The following is a 15,879-nucleotide window of genomic DNA, read 5'->3' on the forward strand; positions in this document are numbered from 1 at the left end:
ACGCGGCGCCGCCCGCATAGACCAGTTCAGCCCGCCCCCTGTCAATGGCGACGCTCACCCTCCGTGGTACGGCATGCATCATCGAACTCATTGTCTTGAGAAGCGGCCAATGGTGACGCGTCGCGCGACGATCGCGGGACTGGGCGCCCTGGCGACCCAGTTGATCCTGCCGAGCGTGGAAGCGGCGCAAGAGCCGCCCTATCGGCTGGGCGAATGGACGGGCGACAGTTTCGCGCCCATGCACGCGATCCGCGACGGGCTCTGGCGCGCTCCGCTTCCGGCTCCTGAGCGGCGCGTCGACGTCGCGGTGATTGGCGGCGGTCTGGCCGGCCTCGCCGTCGCGGCGCTGCTACGGGAGCGCGACGTGCTCGTCCTAGAGCGCGAGGCGGAGCCTGGCGGCGTCGCCAAATCCGAGCGTTGGCGCGATGTCGAATATGCGCTGGGATCGGCCTATATCGTTGACATATCTCATCCTTTCATTGCGCTTTACGAGACGCTGGGCCTCGCGCCGCACCCCGTCAGCGAACCGGTCGACAGAGCGCTGTCAGGGGCGGCCGGCGCGGGAGATCCCCGGGAGCGGGAATGGCGCGGCGGCTATGAGCGGCTAAAGGCGCTTTTGCGCCGCCTCGGCGGGAGCCCGGACTTTCCCAAGATTCCGATCGGGGAAGCGTCGGCGCCTGCGCTTGCGCTGGACCAGCTCTCCCTGCAGGAATTCTTGCGGCGCGAGCATGTCGACGCCGAACTCTTCGGCCTGCTCGACGCCTACAGCCTCTCGGCGCTCGGCGCGCCCACGGCCGAAATATCCGCCTATGCGGGCGTCAATTTTCTTTCGGAGATCAACGCGCCGATCTACGCCTTCCCGGGAGGCAACGCGGCGATCGCCCGCGCCTTGGCGGCGCGCCTCGCACGCGCCGGCGAGGGACGCATCGTCTCGAGCGCCGCGGTTTACGCGATCGAGCCGGCGGAAGGCGGCTACGCCCGCGTCGGCTGGTTCGATGCGCGACATCCAGAAGCGCCCCGCTGCCTCGAGGCGCGCTGGGCGGTGGTCGCCGCGCCCTATTTTTTCGCAGGCCGCATTCTGCGCGGCGTCGATCCCGCCGCGACGGCGCAAATGACCGGGCTGCGGCAGGGCAGCTATCTCGTCGCCAACTGCTGTTTCGAGGGACCGCCGGCGGCGCTGCCCTATGACAGCTGGGCCCTGGGCGCCCAGAGCTTCAGCGACGCGATCAGCGCGACCGCTGTGCTGCCGGACGCCGAGCGGCCCAAGGATCACAGCGTCCTGACCGTCTATGCGCCGTTTCGAGACCCTCGCGCGGGTCGCGCCCGCCTGCTCGCGGGCGAACGCGCCGCCTTCGCCGCGCCGATCGTCGACGAACTGCGACGTTTCATGCCGGAGACGTTCGGCACGGCGCGGCTCGCCGAGGTGCGGCTGACGCGCTGGGGCCACCATCACCTCATCGCCGCGCCGGGGATCGTCGCGACGATGCGCGCCTTGCCAAAACGCTTCGGCAACGTTCTGCTCGCCCATTCGGACGGTCAGGGCATGCCGGCGGTCGAGAGCGCCCTGGTCGAGGCGCAGAACGCCGTCGAGATCATCACGAAGGGCTGAGCGCCCTATTCCACCGTGACGCTCTTGGCGAGATTGCGCGGCTGATCCACGTCTTTGCCCATGAAGGTCGCGACGTGATAGGCGAGGAGCTGCGCCGGAACGGCGTAGACGAGGACCGCGAAGGGGCCCGCGACGCTTTCCGGCATTTCGACGAAACCGGCGAGCTCGGCGGCCGCGGCGTCCCGGGCGTGCGGCGAACCGATCAGAATCAGGTGCCCGCCGCGCGCAGCGACTTCCTGGAGATTTGAGACGGTTTTTTCCAGGCTTGCGTCCGGGGGCGCCAGCACGATCACCGGCATGGCGAAGTCGATGAGCGCGATCGGCCCATGTTTCAGTTCTCCCGCCGCGTAGCCCTCCGCGTGGATATAGGAGAGTTCCTTGAGCTTCAGCGCGCCTTCCAGCGCCAGAGGAAAGGCCGGTCCACGGCCGAGGTAGAGCACGCTTGAGGCCCGCGCCACGTCGCGTGCCACGGGTTCGATCTGCGCCTCGCGCGCGAGCGCCTGCGCCATCTGCCCCGGCGTGGCGACGAGCTCGGCGACCAGTTCACGTTCGCGCTCCTTGCTCAGCACGCCGCGCGCGCGGCCCAGCGCCAGCGCAAGACAGGCGAAAACCGCGAGCTGACAGGTGAAGGCCTTGGTCGAGGCGACCCCGATCTCGGGTCCCGCCAATGTCTGCGCCACCGTGTCGCTCTCGCGCGCGATCGTCGAGGTCTCGACATTGACGATCGAGAGAATGTGCTGGCCCTGTTCGCGGGCGTAGCGCAGCGCGGCGAGCGTATCGGCGGTTTCGCCGGACTGCGAGACCAGAATCGTCAAGCCGTTCTCGGGCAGCGGCGCTTCGCGGTAGCGAAATTCCGAAGCGATGTCGATTTCGACTGAAAGGGCGGCGAAGCGCTCCAGCCAATAACGCGCCACGAGACCGGCGTAATAGGCCGTGCCGCACGCCGAAATGGTCACCCGCGAGAGCGTCCGCGGATCGAATGTGAGGTCGAACGGCAGGCGCACGACGCCCTCGGCCAGATCGAGATAATGCGCCAGCGTGCGGCCGACGACCTCCGGCTGCTCGTGGATTTCCTTGGCCATGAAATGGCGGTAGTTGCCCTTGTCGACCAGGAAGGATCCGGCCGTCAGCGGTTGAAAGCGCCGCTCGACGAGAGCGTCGCTCGCGTCATGGAAGCGCGCGGCGTCGCGCGTCAGCGTCACCCAGTCGCCCTCGTCGAGATAGGCGATGGACGTCGCGAATGGGGCGAGCGCGAGAGCGTCGGAGCCGAGATAGGCGCCTTCGTCGCTCCAGCCGACGGCGAGCGGCGACCCGCGCCGCGCGCCGATCAGAAGATCGTTTTCGCCCTCAAAGAGAAAGACGAGCGCAAAGGCGCCCTTCAGGCGCTTTAACGCCGACGCGACGGCTTGTTCCGGCGTCGCGCCATCGCCCAGCGCGTCGGCGACAAGATGGGCGACGGCCTCGGAGTCGGTCTCGCTCGAAAAGATATGGCCTTTCGCCGTCAGTTCGGCGCGCAGCTCGCGGAAATTTTCGATGATGCCATTATGAACCACCGCGACACGGTCGTTGGCGTGCGGATGGGCGTTGTTCTCGGTCGGGCGGCCATGGGTCGCCCAGCGCGTGTGGCCGATGCCGATGGCGCCGGAGAGCGGCGCGGCCGCGAGCTTTTCTTCGAGGTTCCTGAGCTTGCCGCTCGCCCGCAAACGGGTGAGCCGCCCGTTCTCCAGAGTGGCGATCCCGGCCGAATCATAGCCCCGATATTCTAGGCGCTTGAGCGCGTCGACGATTTTCCCGGCGACCGGAGCCGTGCCGATGATTCCCACAATGCCGCACATGACGACCTCCAAAAGCATAATAGCAAGAGCGCCGCCACAGGCGGATGGACGAAAAATGTCGTCAAATGATGATGCGCGTGCTTAACGGCGCCATTATTATTTTCTTTCCGCCTTTTTCGCCGCCTGCGCCAGACGGAACGAGACCGCCCAGCCCGCCTTTTCCATCTGCCGGCCGCGGGCCACCGCGAGCGCGTCGGGCGCAACATCCTTGGTGACGACGGAGCCGGAGCCGACATAGGCCCCCTGCCCGATGGTCACCGGCGCGACGAGCGACGAGTTTGAGCCGATGAAGGCGTTTTCGCCGATCGTCGTGCGATATTTGAGGAAGCCGTCGTAATTGCAGGTAATGGTTCCTGCGCCGATATTGGCGTTGGCGCCGATGTCGGCGTCGCCGATGTAGGACAGGTGATTGACCTTGGCGCCCGGCGCGACATTGGCGTTCTTGATCTCGACGAAATTCCCGACCTTGGCTTTCTCGGCGAGCGCCGCGCCCGGCCGCAGTCGCGCGAAGGGACCGACGCTCGCGCGCGCGCCGACGCGCGCGCCTTCAAGATGCGAGAAGGCGTGGATCACCGCGCCGTCGGCGATTTCAACGCCGGGGCCGATGACGACATGCGGCTCGATCGTCACGTCGCGGCCGATCACGGTGTCGGCGGAGAGAAAAACCGTCTCCGGCGCGGTCATCGTCGCGCCCGCGGCCATTGCGGCGCGGCGCAGACGCGTCTGCGCGAGGGCCTCAGCCTGCGCGAGCTGGATACGGTCGTTGACGCCGAGAACTTCGGTTTCGTCGGCGATGACGACTGTCATTTCGCGTCCGTCGGCGCGCGCGAACTCGACCACGTCGGTAAGATAGAATTCGCCCTTGGCGTTTTTATTGTCGATCTTTTCCAGCAGGCGCAGCGCCTCTCCGCCGTCGATCGCCATCAGACCGCCGTTGCAGAGCGTGACCGCGCGTTCTTCATCGGTGGCGTCTTTTTCCTCGCGGATGGCGACGAGACGCCCCGAGTCGTCGCGCAGCAGCCGTCCGTAGCCGAAGGGGTTGGTTGCCTGAAACCCCAGAACGGCGACCGCGGCGCCACCGGCTAGGGCGGCGCGCAAGGCGCCGATCGTCGGCGCCGTCACCAGCGGCGTATCGGCGAAGAGCACCAGCAGGTCGTCGCATCCTTCCGCGATGGCGGCGCGCGCGGCGAGAACGGCGTGCGCGGTGCCGAGCCTTTCGCTCTGCACGAAGATGTCTGCGTCGGCGATCGAGCGGCGCGCTTCAGCGCCGACGTCGTCGCATCCGGGGCCGACGATCACCGCGACGCGGCCGACGCCCGCCGTCGCGGCGCTCGACAGCACATTGGCGAGCATGGAGCGGCCGGCGACCTCGTGCAGCGCCTTCGGCCGGTTGGATTTCATCCGCGTGCCTTCGCCGGCGGCAAGGACAATCGCGAGCGCGCTTCTGGATTTCGGCATCGGGCGCCCAAAGGCTAGACGTTGGCGAAAGGAGCCGGCGCAGCGACGCCGCTCAGGCCGCGGTTCTGGCAGATTCGAGCGGCGGAGCGCAAGCCGCCGCGGCTTTCGCGCGCAGTCCTCAAAAACCGCCAAGAAAACCATGTTGTCTCCTTAGCTTTCTTGTATAGAGGGGCTGTCGCCTGCCGAGCGCCGCAAAAAGGCTCAATCACCCGTTCATGGACCGCGCGGATCGGCCTCCTTCGGTAGCTCATGTTTGAACGTCGAGATGTTTTGAAAGCGGGTTTGGGCGCTATCGCGGCGGGAATCGTTCCGCAGCCGTCAAGCGCGGGGATGGCCAGTCAAGTCGCTCCCCCGACCGTTCACAAGTCTGCGCCATTCTCGCGCGACATGGTCGTCGAACTTGCCCGCGCGCTGGCCGCGAAGCCTTATACGCCGCCGCGAACCGACCTGCCGGAACCCTTCGCCAATCTCTCCTACGAACAATTCGTCGGGATCAAGACGAAGCCCGATTCGGCGATTTGGCGTCACGACAACACGGGTTTCAGCATCGAGCCGCTTCACCGCGGCCATATTTTTGCGGCCGCTGTGGATATCTACGTCGTCGAGAACGCCGCCGCCGCGCGACTGCCGTATGAGGCGAGCCGATTCGACTATGGCGCGCTCAACGTCCCGGAGACGCTTCACGACCTCAGCTTTTCGGGCTTTCGGGTGCTTCACGCCCAAAATGGCGGCGCCGAAGCGGAGCTCGCCATCTTCCAGGGGGCGAGCTTCTATCGGGCCGTCGCCCGCGGGCAGAATCTGGGCGTCACGGCGCGCGGCCTTTCCATTCGAACAGCCGATCCGCGGGGCGAGGAATTCCCGGCCTTCCGCAGTTTCTGGATCGAGAAGCCCGCGCTCGGCGACAACGCCCTCGTCATCCATGCGCTGCTCGATTCGCCCAGCGTCGCCGGCGTCTATCGCTTCACGCTGCGGCCCGGCGAAGCGACGCTCATCGACACGGAGTTGACGCTCTATCCGCGGACGGCGGTCGATCATTTGGGAATCGCCGGCTTTGCCGGAGCTTCGCTCTTTACGCCGCTCGACCGCCCCAGGGTCGACGATTGGCGGCCGATGGTCGCCGACATCAACGGCATTCAGATGCTCAGCGGCCAGGGCGAATGGCTCTGGCGACCCGTGTCGAACCGCGAGATCCTGCAGTTCTCCTCTTTTGTCGACGACGGTCCGCGGGGCTTTGGCTCGCTGATCCGGCAGCGCGACATCGACGACTATGAGGACGACCAGCAGCACTGGGAGCGCCGTCCCTCGCTATGGGTCGAACCGCTCGGCGAATGGGGCGAAGGCGCTCTGCAGCTCGTCGAAATACCCTCGGAATCCGAAATCAACGCCAATATCGTCGCCTATTGGCGGCCCAAGACCGCTCTCGTCGCCGGCAAGGAGGCGTCCTTCGCCTATCGGCAGTTCTGGTGCTGGGAGCCGCCGACGCGGCCGCCGCTGGCGATCGCCATGAACGCGCGCTCGGGCCGGGCGCCCGGCGCCAAGCTCCGCCGTTTTATTGTCGTGTTTTCCGGCGACGTGTTGGCCGACCCTCAACGCACAACGCAGCTGAAAGCGGCGTTGACGACCTCTCCGGGATTGGCGACGAATATTCGAACCTATTTGAATCCGTCGGCAAAGTCCTGCCGCGTCGCCTTCGACGTAGACCCCGCCGGCGAGAACTACTGCGAGCTTCGGCTCGTTCTGCAGTCCGACGAGCGACCGATCAGCGAAACCTGGCTTTATCGATGGACGTCGTGACCCTCGCTCCTTCAGACGATCCGCCGCGGGCGATGGAATGGCGGACCGGCAGCGCCGATCCCGCCGCCGCCCCGCCGACTCCGATCGAGAGCCGGCTGTCGATGCCGGCGCAAAACCTTTTTAAATTCGACAAGCGGCAGCGGCGCAAAGCCGAAGCGCCCTGGCTGTGGCGCACCCCGTGGCTTGCGAGGATTGTCACCTTTGGCGGCGGCCTTGCGCTGACCGCCTATGGCGCTCACGAAATGTATAAGGTCGTCGACGTCGGCGGGGTGACGACCTTGAAGTGGGCGCTGCTGGGGTTGTTCGTGCTGAACTTCTCCTGGATCGCGCTGTCCTTCACGAGCTGCGTCGTTGGCTTCGCCCTGCTGATGCGCCAGCGCCGGCGCCCCACGCTGCCGACGGCGCTCGCCGAGACCACCGCCGTCGTGATGCCGATCTATAACGAGGCGCCGAGCCGGGTCTTCGCCGCCTTGCAGACGATCTACGAAGACGTGCAAGCGACCGGCCTTGGCGCGCATTTCGATTGGTTCTTCCTCTCCGACACCACCAATCCCGACATCTGGGTCGCCGAAGAGCGCGCCTTCATCGGCATTCGCCGCCGGCTCGGCCCACAGGCGCGAATCTTCTACCGCCGGCGTGAAAAGAACACCGGACGCAAGGCGGGCAATATTGAAGATTTCGTCTCACGCTGGGGCGGCGCCTATAAGCATATGGTGGTGCTCGACGCCGACAGCCTGATGAGCGGGCCGACCATCGTCCAGCTCGCCGCCGCCATGGAGGCCGACCCCGACAGCGGCATCATCCAGACGCTTCCGCTGATCATCAACCGCAACACGCTGTTCGCCCGGGTGCAGCAATTCGCCGCGCGCATCTATGGCCCCGTCATCGCGATGGGCCTCACGGCCTGGATGGGCCGCGACGGCAATTATTGGGGTCACAACGCGATCATTCGCACCGAAGCCTTCGCCCGCTATTGCGGCCTGCCCGACCTGCGCGGCCGCCCGCCCTGGGGCGGCCATATCCTGAGCCATGACTTCGTCGAAGCCGCGCTTATCCGCCGCGCCGGATATGCGGTCTACATGACGCCGACGCTCGGCGGCTCCTATGAAGAAAGCCCGCCGTCCCTGATCGATTTGTCGATTCGCGATCGCCGCTGGTGTCAGGGAAATCTGCAGCATGCGCGCGTCTTGTCGGGCAAAGGCTTCCATTGGGCGTCGCGGCAGCATTTTCTCACCGGCATCTTCGGCTATCTGACCTCGCCGCTCTGGCTGCTGCAACTTCTCATCGGCATCGTCATCGTCTTCCAGGCGAGCTATTTCCGGCCGGAATATTTTACCGGCGAATTTGCGCTCTTTCCGACCTTCCCGCGGTTCGACGCCGAACGGTCGCTCGAACTCTTCGGACTGACGATGGGCATTCTGCTCGCCCCCAAGATGTTGGGTCTGATCGTCGCCATCTTTGAGCCGGAGACGCGCAAGGGCTCCGGCGGTGTGATCATGCTGCTGATCTCGACCCTTTTCGAAGTCGTGCTGTCCGCCCTGCTCGCGCCGATCATGATGCTGATTCAGACCGGCCACGTGCTGCACATCGTCTTCGGTTTCGACACCGGCTGGGATCCGCAGCGGCGCGACGACGGCTCGGTGCCGTTTACCGATATCGTCCGGCGCCACATATGGCACGTAGCGCTAGGCCTCTTAAGCCTCATCGCAGGCTTCATGATTTCGCCCTCGCTTGTCGCCTGGATGTCGCCGACGATCGCCGGCCTCGTGCTCGCGATTCTTATCTCGTGGGCGACCAGTCAGCGTTGGCTCGGCCTGATGTTTCGTCGCGCCGGCGTGCTGACGACTCCCGAAGAAACCACGACGCCGCCGATCGCCAAGCGCGGCAAGGCGCTCTCGAAAGCGCTGGCGCGCGCCGGCGAAGATGACGTCAACGGTCTGCTCGCCATCCACGCCGATCCGGAATTGCGCGCGCTGCACGAAAGTTGGCTGCCGACGCGACGGCCGAGGCAGCGCGGGCAGATCAGCGCGGACCGCGCCTTGGCCGAAACGAAAATCGCCGACGCCGAGACGATCGAGGATGCGGTCAATTGGCTGAATCGCGGCGAACGGCTTGTGGCGCTCTCCGACCGCGCGCTCATCGGCATGATCGCGCGCCTGCCGCGCCGCGCCGCGCTGGCGGTCGCTACGCAGAGAACCCCGCGCGCCGCGGAGTGACCCGCCGGGCGTGAGACAAGGCTGATCGGCTCGTGACTCATGTCTACAAAATCGTTTCGCAATCCGAGTGGCGCGCGGCGGAAGCGGCGGGCGTCTTTAGCGGCGCGGCGGTCGACCTCGCCGACGGCTTCATTCATCTTTCGGCCGCGGATCAGGTCGAGGAAACAGCGGCGAAATATTTCGCCGGCCATACCGAACTGCTGCTCGTCGCGGTGGACGCGGCCGCCCTCGGCGACGCGCTCAGATGGGAGGTTTCGCGCGGCGGCGCGCTCTTTCCGCATCTCTATGCGCCGCTTCCTCTCGAGTCGGTTGCGCGCGTCCATCCGCTGCTCTTGGGCGCGAACGGCCGGCACGATTTTTCCGCCGTCCTGAAATGACGGACGCCTTCGCGATCGCAGCGCCGCTTTTGCGACTGCTCGACGCCGAAACGGCGCATCATGCGACGATCGCCGCGCTGAAACTGCTGCCTGCTCGTGCGCCGCCGGGGAATGATCCGCGTCTCGCGGTCCACGCCTTCGGTCTCGACTTTCCCAATCCGATCGGGCTCGCGGCAGGCTTCGACAAGAATGCGGAAGTCGCCGACGCCATGCTCGGCTTTGGATTCGGCTTCGTCGAAGTCGGCACGCTGACGCCGCGCGCGCAGCCCGGCAATCCGCGTCCCCGCGCCTTTCGCCTTGTCGAGGATCGCGCCGTCATCAATCGCTACGGCTTCAACAATGAGGGCCATGCGCCGGCGCTGGCGCGCCTGTCAAAGCGCGCGCGGCGAGGAATCGTCGGCGTCAATATCGGCGCCAACAAGGACGCGGCTGATCGCGTGGCGGACTACGTCGCTGGCGCGCATGCCTTCGCCGACGTCGCGAGCTATTTCACGATCAATGTAAGTTCGCCGAATACGCCGGGCCTGCGCGATCTGCAGGAGCCGGAAGCGCTCTCCGATCTCCTCGCGCGCGCCATCGAAGCGCGCGACGCCGCGCCCATCCGGCGCCCGATGCTCCTGAAAATCGCGCCCGATCTTTCTCTTGCGCAGCTCGACGGCGTCGTGCGCGTCGCGCGCGACAAGCGCATCGACGGCATGATCGTTTCGAATACGACGATTTCGCGGCCTGCGACGCTGCGCTCGCCTTTAGCGAAGGAGAGCGGCGGCCTTTCCGGCGCGCCGCTGTTCGATCTTTCGACGCGCATGCTCGCGCAAACATTTTTGCGCGTGGAAGGACAGTTCCCGCTCATTGGCGTCGGCGGCGTCGAGAGCGCGGAAGCGGCGCTCGCCAAGATCGAAGCCGGCGCGACGCTCGTGCAGCTCTATTCCGCGCTTGTCTATGAGGGGCCAGCGCTGGTCGCGCACATCAAGCGCGGACTGCTTGACGGACTGGCGAAGGAAAAAGCGACGCTAAGGCAGATGACTGGTCGAAAGGCGGAAGACGTTGGACGCAGCGTCTGAAAGAAAAGCCGATCTGAAGACTCTCGGCCTATTGGGCATAGAAGTCTTCGTAAACTAGGTAGAAATGGCCGATCATATGTCTCGCGCTGGCGTGGCTCCCTAGACTTTCAACGTAGGCGTCGATCGCATCGCTTTCATCATAGACGAGAATCCTCCCGTGATAGCCATCGGTAACGAACAACGCCGCGTCTCCCCAGTCGAACTTTAATCTGCGAGGAGGAGTGTCACGATTTGAGTGAATGACATAGGCATAACGGGGGTAAAACAAAAATAGGTGCGCGTAATCTCCTGAACCGAGCGCCGGCAGGAAAAGGAAAAGAACGATTACCAAACTCAAGGCATTCTTTTTCGCTATGCCCCAGCGCCCGTTAAATAGAGCGATCGCAATCCGTACCAACCAACGAAGGGCAAGATACCCGACGGTCATTACAACGATCAGCAGCGCAAGGGCGCCAAGAGGGCCGGGAAAGATGGAACTTACAGCACCTGCTGCAATCAATGCGACGACCGCCAGAAGAGGGCTCGCGTAAGGCAATGCCAAAAGGCGCTTGAGGTGAAACATCATTGATACGAAGTGTCCGCGCAGATCGAGGTCGTTGGACTTATACGCTAATCCGTCTAGTGAGTAGATCACTCACGGAAAACACCTCTTCCCCGCTTCCCGCCTCAATGCTATTTCCCAGCCACTACATTGCAGGGGATGGAAAATGACCGAGCATATCTGGCTGGCGACGGGCGAAGCGACGGTTCTGGCCGCGGACGGACAATACACCGACGCCATGCCGGAAGTGATGATCGGCAACGTCAAGGGACCGGTCGGGCACGCCTTCGCCAGCATGGCGGGTCAGGTCGCCGGCCATCCGCGCATGTTCGTCATCCGCGACCTTAACCAGCAGGTGCGTCCGGCGACGATGATGACCACCAAAATGACGGTCAAATCGGAAGATTACGTCGAGCTTCTCGGCGGCGTGGTGCAAGCGGCGACCGGCGACGCCATCGTCGACTGCGTCGCCGAGGGGATTCTCCCCAAGGATCAGCTCAACGAACTCTGCATGATCATCATGGTCTGGCTCGATCCGCGTTGCGCGACGCATACGGAGCTCGACAAGAAAGATCTTTATCGCACCAATTACGAAGCGACGAAGCTCGCGATCTCTCGCGCCATGAAGGGCGAGCCGACGGCCGACGAACTCATCGCCAACCGCAAGAGCGTCCAGCATTACGCGCTTGAGGGCGTATTCGAAGACTGATCGTCCTCGCGCACGCGCACGCCGATGATCATGCCGTCCTCGAACCAGCTCGATAGCGATTGCGCCAGGCGTTCTGGCGCAATCTCGCCCGCCTGCTGAAAGGCGGTCATCTGACAGATGTCGCCGAAGGCGTGGCCGGCGCACGCTTCGGAAAGCGCGACATATTCGTCGGGCTCGAGCTGGCGATAGGCGGATTCATAGTCGACTCGCCATACGGCGGCATATTCGATGCGATCGCCCGCCGCGGGCTTATCGACGTTCGCCGGCGCCTCCTCGCTGATCGCCGCGCCATAGGCCTCGACCGTGCCGGCGACGAGTTCGAGCAGCGTGAGACTTGGGTCGAAGTCGAAGGCGAGCCGCGCCCAGTCGTCGGGCGCAAAACCCGCCAGCGCCTGCACCGTCAACGGCGTTTCGTCAGCGGAGTCGAAGGCGTCGACCATGGCGCGCTCAAACAGCGCCATGGACACGGCCGCGGCATCGTCGCGCCAGCGCGCATTCTCGCGCATGAAGTCCGGCAGTCCGGTCGTAAACCAGCGGGCGTTCGGATCGCGCGACGGACATTGGTCGATGTAATCGTCGACCAGCGCGTCAAACGCCTCGTCGCCAAGAATCGCGCGCAGCCCCGGGTGATCCTGCGAGACAAAGTCCGCCAGACGTATGCGGTAGCCCGTCTGATAGACGTCCAGCAGCGTTTCCGGCGTGGCGCCGCGCGGCGAGGGCCGCAATTTCTTCAGGAGAGGCTTGTCGGCCTCTCCTGAGCCGGCCAGCACGCGCTGCTGAAACAGAGACTGAAAATCGGCGAGCTTCATGCCGCGCTGAGCGCTCGCTCTTTTAAGACGCGGGCGTCGATATCGCGCATATTCTGGAGTTCGTCGAGAAGCTCCGCCAGCGGCGGATAATTGTCGTCGCGCTCGATCATGGCGGAGACGTCGCCGCAGCGACGTCGCGCGTGCTCATAGAGCGCCCAGACCTCATCACAGACCGGCTGATCGTGTGTGTCCACGCGATGCGTCTCGTGATCGGTGTGGCCCGCCATGTGAAATTGCACGACGCGCTCGGCCGGAACGCCATCGATGAAAGCGACCGGATCGAAGCCGTGGTTGAAGCTCGACACGAAAACATTGTTGACGTCGAGCAGCAACAGGCAGTCGGCGCGCTCGGCCATTTCGCGAACGAACTCGTGTTCGCTCATCTCGGAATCGACGAAGGACACGTAGGTCGAGGCGTTTTCAACGACCAGCCGGCGCTTGAGAAAGTCCTGCACGCGCTGGATGCGCTCGACGACATGCGCGAGCGATTCGCGCGTGTAGGGAATGGGCAGCAGATCGTGGAGCGTCACGCCATGAACGCCTGTCCAGGCGACGTGATCTGACACCCATGCCGGCTGGACGCGTTCGGCGAGCGCCTTCAACTGCCGCAAATAGTCGAAGTTGAGCGGGTCGGTCGACGCGAGCGACATCGAGACGCCATGCATGACGACGGGATAATCGGCGCGTATCCGTTCCAACATCGCCAGCGGCCGGCCGCCGGCGAGCATATAATTTTCAGAAATAATTTCGAACCAGTCGATCGGCGGGCGCGACGACAGGATCTCTTCATAATAGATCGGCCGCAGGCCCAAGCCGTAGCCAAGCGGCGGGGGCTTTTCCATGACGTGTTCCCTCTCAGGCATCGCCGCTCGTGCCGGAGCCGCATCAGCGAGGCGGGGGACGGCCATAGGCGCCGCCCCCGCGCAAGGCGATTACTTGGTGTGGCAGCGGCTCTTCATATTGCAGTGGCCCTTGTGATGGTGGCACTGCGCCTTGTGGTGGCATTTGGCCATGCCGCGGCAAGTTCCCTTGGCGCCGCAATGGGTCTTCGCGTGGGTCGACTTCGCGGAATGCGCGTGGGCGGGCGCAACCGACGCGCCGCTCAGCGCAAGGGCGACGGCGGCGGCGGCGAGAGCCGAACCTGAAATAATATTCGTCTTCATCTCTTTCTCCTCTTTATATCCCTATCGCAACGACGGGAAGTCGACGCTCTCGCCGCGTGGACGGCGAGCGCGAAGTTCTAGCGGGCTTCGGCCAAGCGGCTCGGCGCGCCAATGTTGCTCCAGGCGGCGGGCGCGCCGCCGCCGACGCCTGGCGACGCGCCGAAGCGTGACAGTAGGACGCAGACTAAGCGTGCGGCTGCGATTCCGCTAGCGAGAAATTCGCCAACAAACGCGCGTTTTTGCGTTATGATTATTATATTAAATCAGTATATTGTTAACTTATTGCGGCGCAATATCATGGCTTTGCGCAGCCTGCGTCGACTCTTTTCTTTTTAGCGCGCTTGCGACGGCGGCGCGCCGCTGATAGATAGGCCCCGCCTCGGCAACCAAGCCGGGGCATTCGCTTTGGTTTTCGACATCGGGCCGCGCCGGCAGTTCGTTTAACGAACTTTTCGTCCAGCCTCGCGTTTTAGCCGCGGGGGACGTCCGATCGCCGAAAGCCGATCTGCAACGCTAACCCTTGCCGGCGCCGCCCTCTCTGGGCTCTCGGGAGAACAAATGTCCGCCACGACCGATCGCGCGCCTACGCGCGAAGATTTCGCCGCTCTGCTTGATGAGAGCTATGGCCAGAACGAGGCCTTCGAAGGCTCCGTCATCAAGGGCCGCGTCGTCGCCATCGAAAAGGATGTCGCCGTCATCGACATCGGCCTCAAGACCGAGGGCCGCGTCGCAATCAAGGAATTCACCGGCTATGGCCGCGACCCCGCCCCCCAAGTGGGCGAAGAGGTCGAAGTCTACCTGGAGCGCGTCGAGAACGCGCTCGGCGAAGCCGTCATCTCGCGCGATAAGGCGCGGCGCGAAGAGAGCTGGGTCAAGCTCGAAAAAGCCTTCGAGACCAATGAAAAGGTCGAGGGCGTCATCTTCAATCAGGTCAAGGGCGGCTTCACCGTCGACCTCGACGGCGCCGTGGCCTTTCTGCCGCGCAGCCAGGTCGACATTCGTCCGATCCGCGACGTCGGCCCGCTGATGAACGTGCCGCAGCCGTTCCACATCCTGAAGATGGACCGTCGCCGCGGCAATATCGTCGTCTCGCGCCGCACCGTGCTTGAAGAGAGCCGCGCCGAGCAGCGCCACGAGATCGTCGCCAACCTCGAAGAGGGACAGGTGATCGACGGCGTCGTGAAGAATATCACCGACTACGGCGCCTTCGTCGATCTCGGCGGCATCGACGGCCTGCTGCATGTCACCGACATCGCCTGGCGGCGCGTCAATCACCCGTCCGAGGTGCTGACCATCGGCCAGACCGTCAAGGTGAAGATCATCAAGATCAATCACGAGACGCACCGCATCTCGCTCGGCATGAAGCAGCTGCTCGAGGATCCCTGGCAGGGCATCGAGGCGAAATATCCGATCGGCGCCAGATTCCACGGCCGCGTGACCAACATCACCGACTATGGCGCTTTCGTCGAACTGGAGCCTGGCATCGAAGGCCTCGTCCATGTCTCGGAAATGAGCTGGACGAAAAAGAACGTCCATCCCGGCAAGATCGTCTCGACGAGCCAGGAAGTCGACGTTCAGGTGCTCGAGGTCGATCCGGTCAAACGCCGAATCTCGCTGGGTCTCAAGCAGTGCCTGCAGAATCCGTGGGAGGCCTTCGCCGAGAAGCATCCGATCGGCTCGACCGTCTCCGGCGAAGTCAAGAACAAGACCGAGTTCGGACTCTTCATCGGCCTCGACGGCGACGTGGACGGCATGGTCCATCTTTCGGATCTCGACTGGAACCGTCCCGGCGAGCAGGTCATCGAGGAGTATAAGAAGGGCGACACGATCAACGCCCAGGTTCTCGACGTCGACGTCGAGAAGGAGCGCATCTCGCTCGGCGTCAAGCAGCTGGCGGGCGATCCGTTCGCTTCCGTCAGCGCCGAAGAAGGCGGCGAGCTCAGAAAGGGCCTCGTCGTCACCTGCGAGGTGATCGAGGTGAAGGAGTCCGGCATCGACGTGAAGATCGCCGGCACCGATCTCTCCACCTTCATCAAGCGCAGCGAACTCGCGCGCGACCGCGCCGACCAGCGCCCGGAACGGTTCGCCGTCGGCGAGAAGGTCGACGCCCGCGTGACGCTGTTCGACCGCAAGGCCCGCAAGGTCTCCGTCTCGATCAAGGCGCTCGAAGTCGCTGAAGAGAAGGAGGCGATCGCGCAATATGGCTCGGCCGACTCCGGCGCGTCGCTCGGCGACATTCTCGGCGCGGCGCTTAAAGCCCGCGAAGAGACGCCCAAGAAGGGCAAGAAGGACGAGGAAGAGTAAGAT

The 15,879-nt window shown here is 64.4% G+C and carries 13 protein-coding genes; 7 read left to right on the forward strand and 6 right to left on the reverse strand.

Annotated elements, in window-relative coordinates; translation table 11 throughout:
- The first annotated feature begins 109 nt into the window (after positions 1-109).
- Entirely contained in the window at positions 110-1,609 is a 1,500-nt protein-coding gene (locus tag BN69_RS03560; RefSeq protein WP_014890183.1) for an NAD(P)-binding protein, read from the forward strand.
- Between the two features lie 5 nt (positions 1,610-1,614).
- On the opposite strand, the gene glmS is transcribed toward BN69_RS03560, so the two are convergent.
- Together glmS and glmU are read right to left on the reverse strand one after the other, a co-directional pair.
- Entirely contained in the window at positions 1,615-3,444 is a 1,830-nt protein-coding gene (glmS, locus tag BN69_RS03565; protein WP_041927134.1) for a glutamine--fructose-6-phosphate transaminase (isomerizing), read from the reverse strand.
- Positions 3,445-3,540: 96 nt separating this feature from the next.
- Positions 3,541-4,902: a bifunctional UDP-N-acetylglucosamine diphosphorylase/glucosamine-1-phosphate N-acetyltransferase GlmU gene (gene glmU / locus BN69_RS03570; RefSeq protein ID WP_041927135.1), complete on the reverse strand. Its 1,362-nt coding sequence runs from the start codon at positions 4,900-4,902 to the stop codon at positions 3,541-3,543.
- Positions 4,903-5,151: 249 nt separating this feature from the next.
- Between glmU and BN69_RS03575 the strand changes: the two genes are divergently transcribed.
- Genes BN69_RS03575 through BN69_RS03590 form a run of 4 tightly spaced genes read left to right on the forward strand, consistent with a single transcriptional unit; the run spans position 5,152 to position 10,350 of the window.
- Positions 5,152-6,696, forward strand: coding sequence for an OpgD/OpgG family glucan biosynthesis protein (locus BN69_RS03575; RefSeq protein WP_014890186.1), 1,545 nt, complete (start codon positions 5,152-5,154; stop codon positions 6,694-6,696).
- The gene (gene mdoH, locus BN69_RS03580; protein ID WP_041926783.1) at positions 6,684-8,912 is read left to right on the forward strand and encodes a glucans biosynthesis glucosyltransferase MdoH; all 2,229 of its coding nucleotides are present in this window, start codon (positions 6,684-6,686) and stop codon (positions 8,910-8,912) included. Before BN69_RS03575 ends, mdoH begins: the two co-directional genes overlap by 13 nt.
- A gap of 32 nt (positions 8,913-8,944) precedes the next feature.
- The gene (locus tag BN69_RS03585; RefSeq protein ID WP_014890188.1) at positions 8,945-9,289 is read left to right on the forward strand and encodes a DUF952 domain-containing protein; all 345 of its coding nucleotides are present in this window, start codon (positions 8,945-8,947) and stop codon (positions 9,287-9,289) included.
- Entirely contained in the window at positions 9,286-10,350 is a 1,065-nt protein-coding gene (locus BN69_RS03590; RefSeq protein WP_014890189.1) for a quinone-dependent dihydroorotate dehydrogenase, read from the forward strand. Before BN69_RS03585 ends, BN69_RS03590 begins: the two co-directional genes overlap by 4 nt.
- Before the next feature lie 28 nt (positions 10,351-10,378).
- Here the strand turns inward: BN69_RS03590 and BN69_RS03595 are convergent, their stop codons facing one another.
- Positions 10,379-10,984 (reverse strand): hypothetical protein, encoded by a 606-nt coding sequence (locus tag BN69_RS03595; protein ID WP_148277018.1) that lies wholly within the window; start codon positions 10,982-10,984, stop codon positions 10,379-10,381.
- Positions 10,985-11,057: 73 nt separating this feature from the next.
- On the opposite strand from BN69_RS03595, the gene fae reads away from it, so the two are divergent.
- Positions 11,058-11,600, forward strand: coding sequence for a formaldehyde-activating enzyme (gene fae, locus BN69_RS03600; protein ID WP_014890190.1), 543 nt, complete (start codon positions 11,058-11,060; stop codon positions 11,598-11,600).
- Here the strand turns inward: fae and BN69_RS03605 are convergent.
- The 3 genes from BN69_RS03605 to BN69_RS03615 all read right to left on the reverse strand — a co-directional run bounded on the left by BN69_RS03605 (position 11,570) and on the right by BN69_RS03615 (position 13,572).
- Entirely contained in the window at positions 11,570-12,409 is an 840-nt protein-coding gene (locus BN69_RS03605) for an HvfC/BufC N-terminal domain-containing protein (RefSeq protein WP_014890191.1), read from the reverse strand. The two genes, fae and BN69_RS03605, sit on opposite strands and share 31 nt — an antisense overlap.
- Positions 12,406-13,251 carry an MNIO family bufferin maturase gene (gene bufB, locus BN69_RS03610; RefSeq protein ID WP_014890192.1) on the reverse strand — a complete coding sequence of 282 codons (846 nt, stop codon included), beginning with the start codon at positions 13,249-13,251 and terminating at the stop codon, positions 12,406-12,408. Before bufB ends, BN69_RS03605 begins: the two co-directional genes overlap by 4 nt.
- Positions 13,252-13,341: 90 nt before the next feature.
- Positions 13,342-13,572: a hypothetical protein gene (locus BN69_RS03615; protein ID WP_014890193.1), complete on the reverse strand. Its 231-nt coding sequence runs from the start codon at positions 13,570-13,572 to the stop codon at positions 13,342-13,344.
- A gap of 558 nt (positions 13,573-14,130) precedes the next feature.
- Here BN69_RS03615 and rpsA point away from each other — a divergent pair.
- The gene (rpsA, locus tag BN69_RS03620) at positions 14,131-15,876 is read left to right on the forward strand and encodes a 30S ribosomal protein S1 (RefSeq protein WP_014890194.1); all 1,746 of its coding nucleotides are present in this window, start codon (positions 14,131-14,133) and stop codon (positions 15,874-15,876) included.
- Positions 15,877-15,879 lie beyond the last annotated feature (3 nt).

It is taken from the genome of Methylocystis sp. SC2, assembly GCF_000304315.1.
GTDB lineage: Bacteria > Pseudomonadota > Alphaproteobacteria > Rhizobiales > Beijerinckiaceae > Methylocystis.

Excerpts from the sequence above, each read along its gene's own strand:
- BN69_RS03590 (WP_014890189.1), top strand. The coding sequence starts at position 9,286 with ATGACGGACGCCTTCGCGATCGCAGCGCCGCTTTTGCGACTGCTCGAC.
- glmU (WP_041927135.1), bottom strand. The coding sequence starts at position 4,902 with ATGCCGAAATCCAGAAGCGCGCTCGCGATTGTCCTTGCCGCCGGCGAA.
- BN69_RS03560 (WP_014890183.1), top strand. The coding sequence starts at position 110 with ATGGTGACGCGTCGCGCGACGATCGCGGGACTGGGCGCCCTGGCGACC.
- BN69_RS03605 (WP_014890191.1), bottom strand. The coding sequence starts at position 12,409 with ATGAAGCTCGCCGATTTTCAGTCTCTGTTTCAGCAGCGCGTGCTGGCC.
- rpsA (WP_014890194.1), top strand. The coding sequence starts at position 14,131 with ATGTCCGCCACGACCGATCGCGCGCCTACGCGCGAAGATTTCGCCGCT.
- glmS (WP_041927134.1), bottom strand. The coding sequence starts at position 3,444 with ATGTGCGGCATTGTGGGAATCATCGGCACGGCTCCGGTCGCCGGGAAA.
- BN69_RS03615 (WP_014890193.1), bottom strand. The coding sequence starts at position 13,572 with ATGAAGACGAATATTATTTCAGGTTCGGCTCTCGCCGCCGCCGCCGTC.
- fae (WP_014890190.1), top strand. The coding sequence starts at position 11,058 with ATGACCGAGCATATCTGGCTGGCGACGGGCGAAGCGACGGTTCTGGCC.
- BN69_RS03575 (WP_014890186.1), top strand. The coding sequence starts at position 5,152 with ATGTTTGAACGTCGAGATGTTTTGAAAGCGGGTTTGGGCGCTATCGCG.
- bufB (WP_014890192.1), bottom strand. The coding sequence starts at position 13,251 with ATGGAAAAGCCCCCGCCGCTTGGCTACGGCTTGGGCCTGCGGCCGATC.
- mdoH (WP_041926783.1), top strand. The coding sequence starts at position 6,684 with ATGGACGTCGTGACCCTCGCTCCTTCAGACGATCCGCCGCGGGCGATG.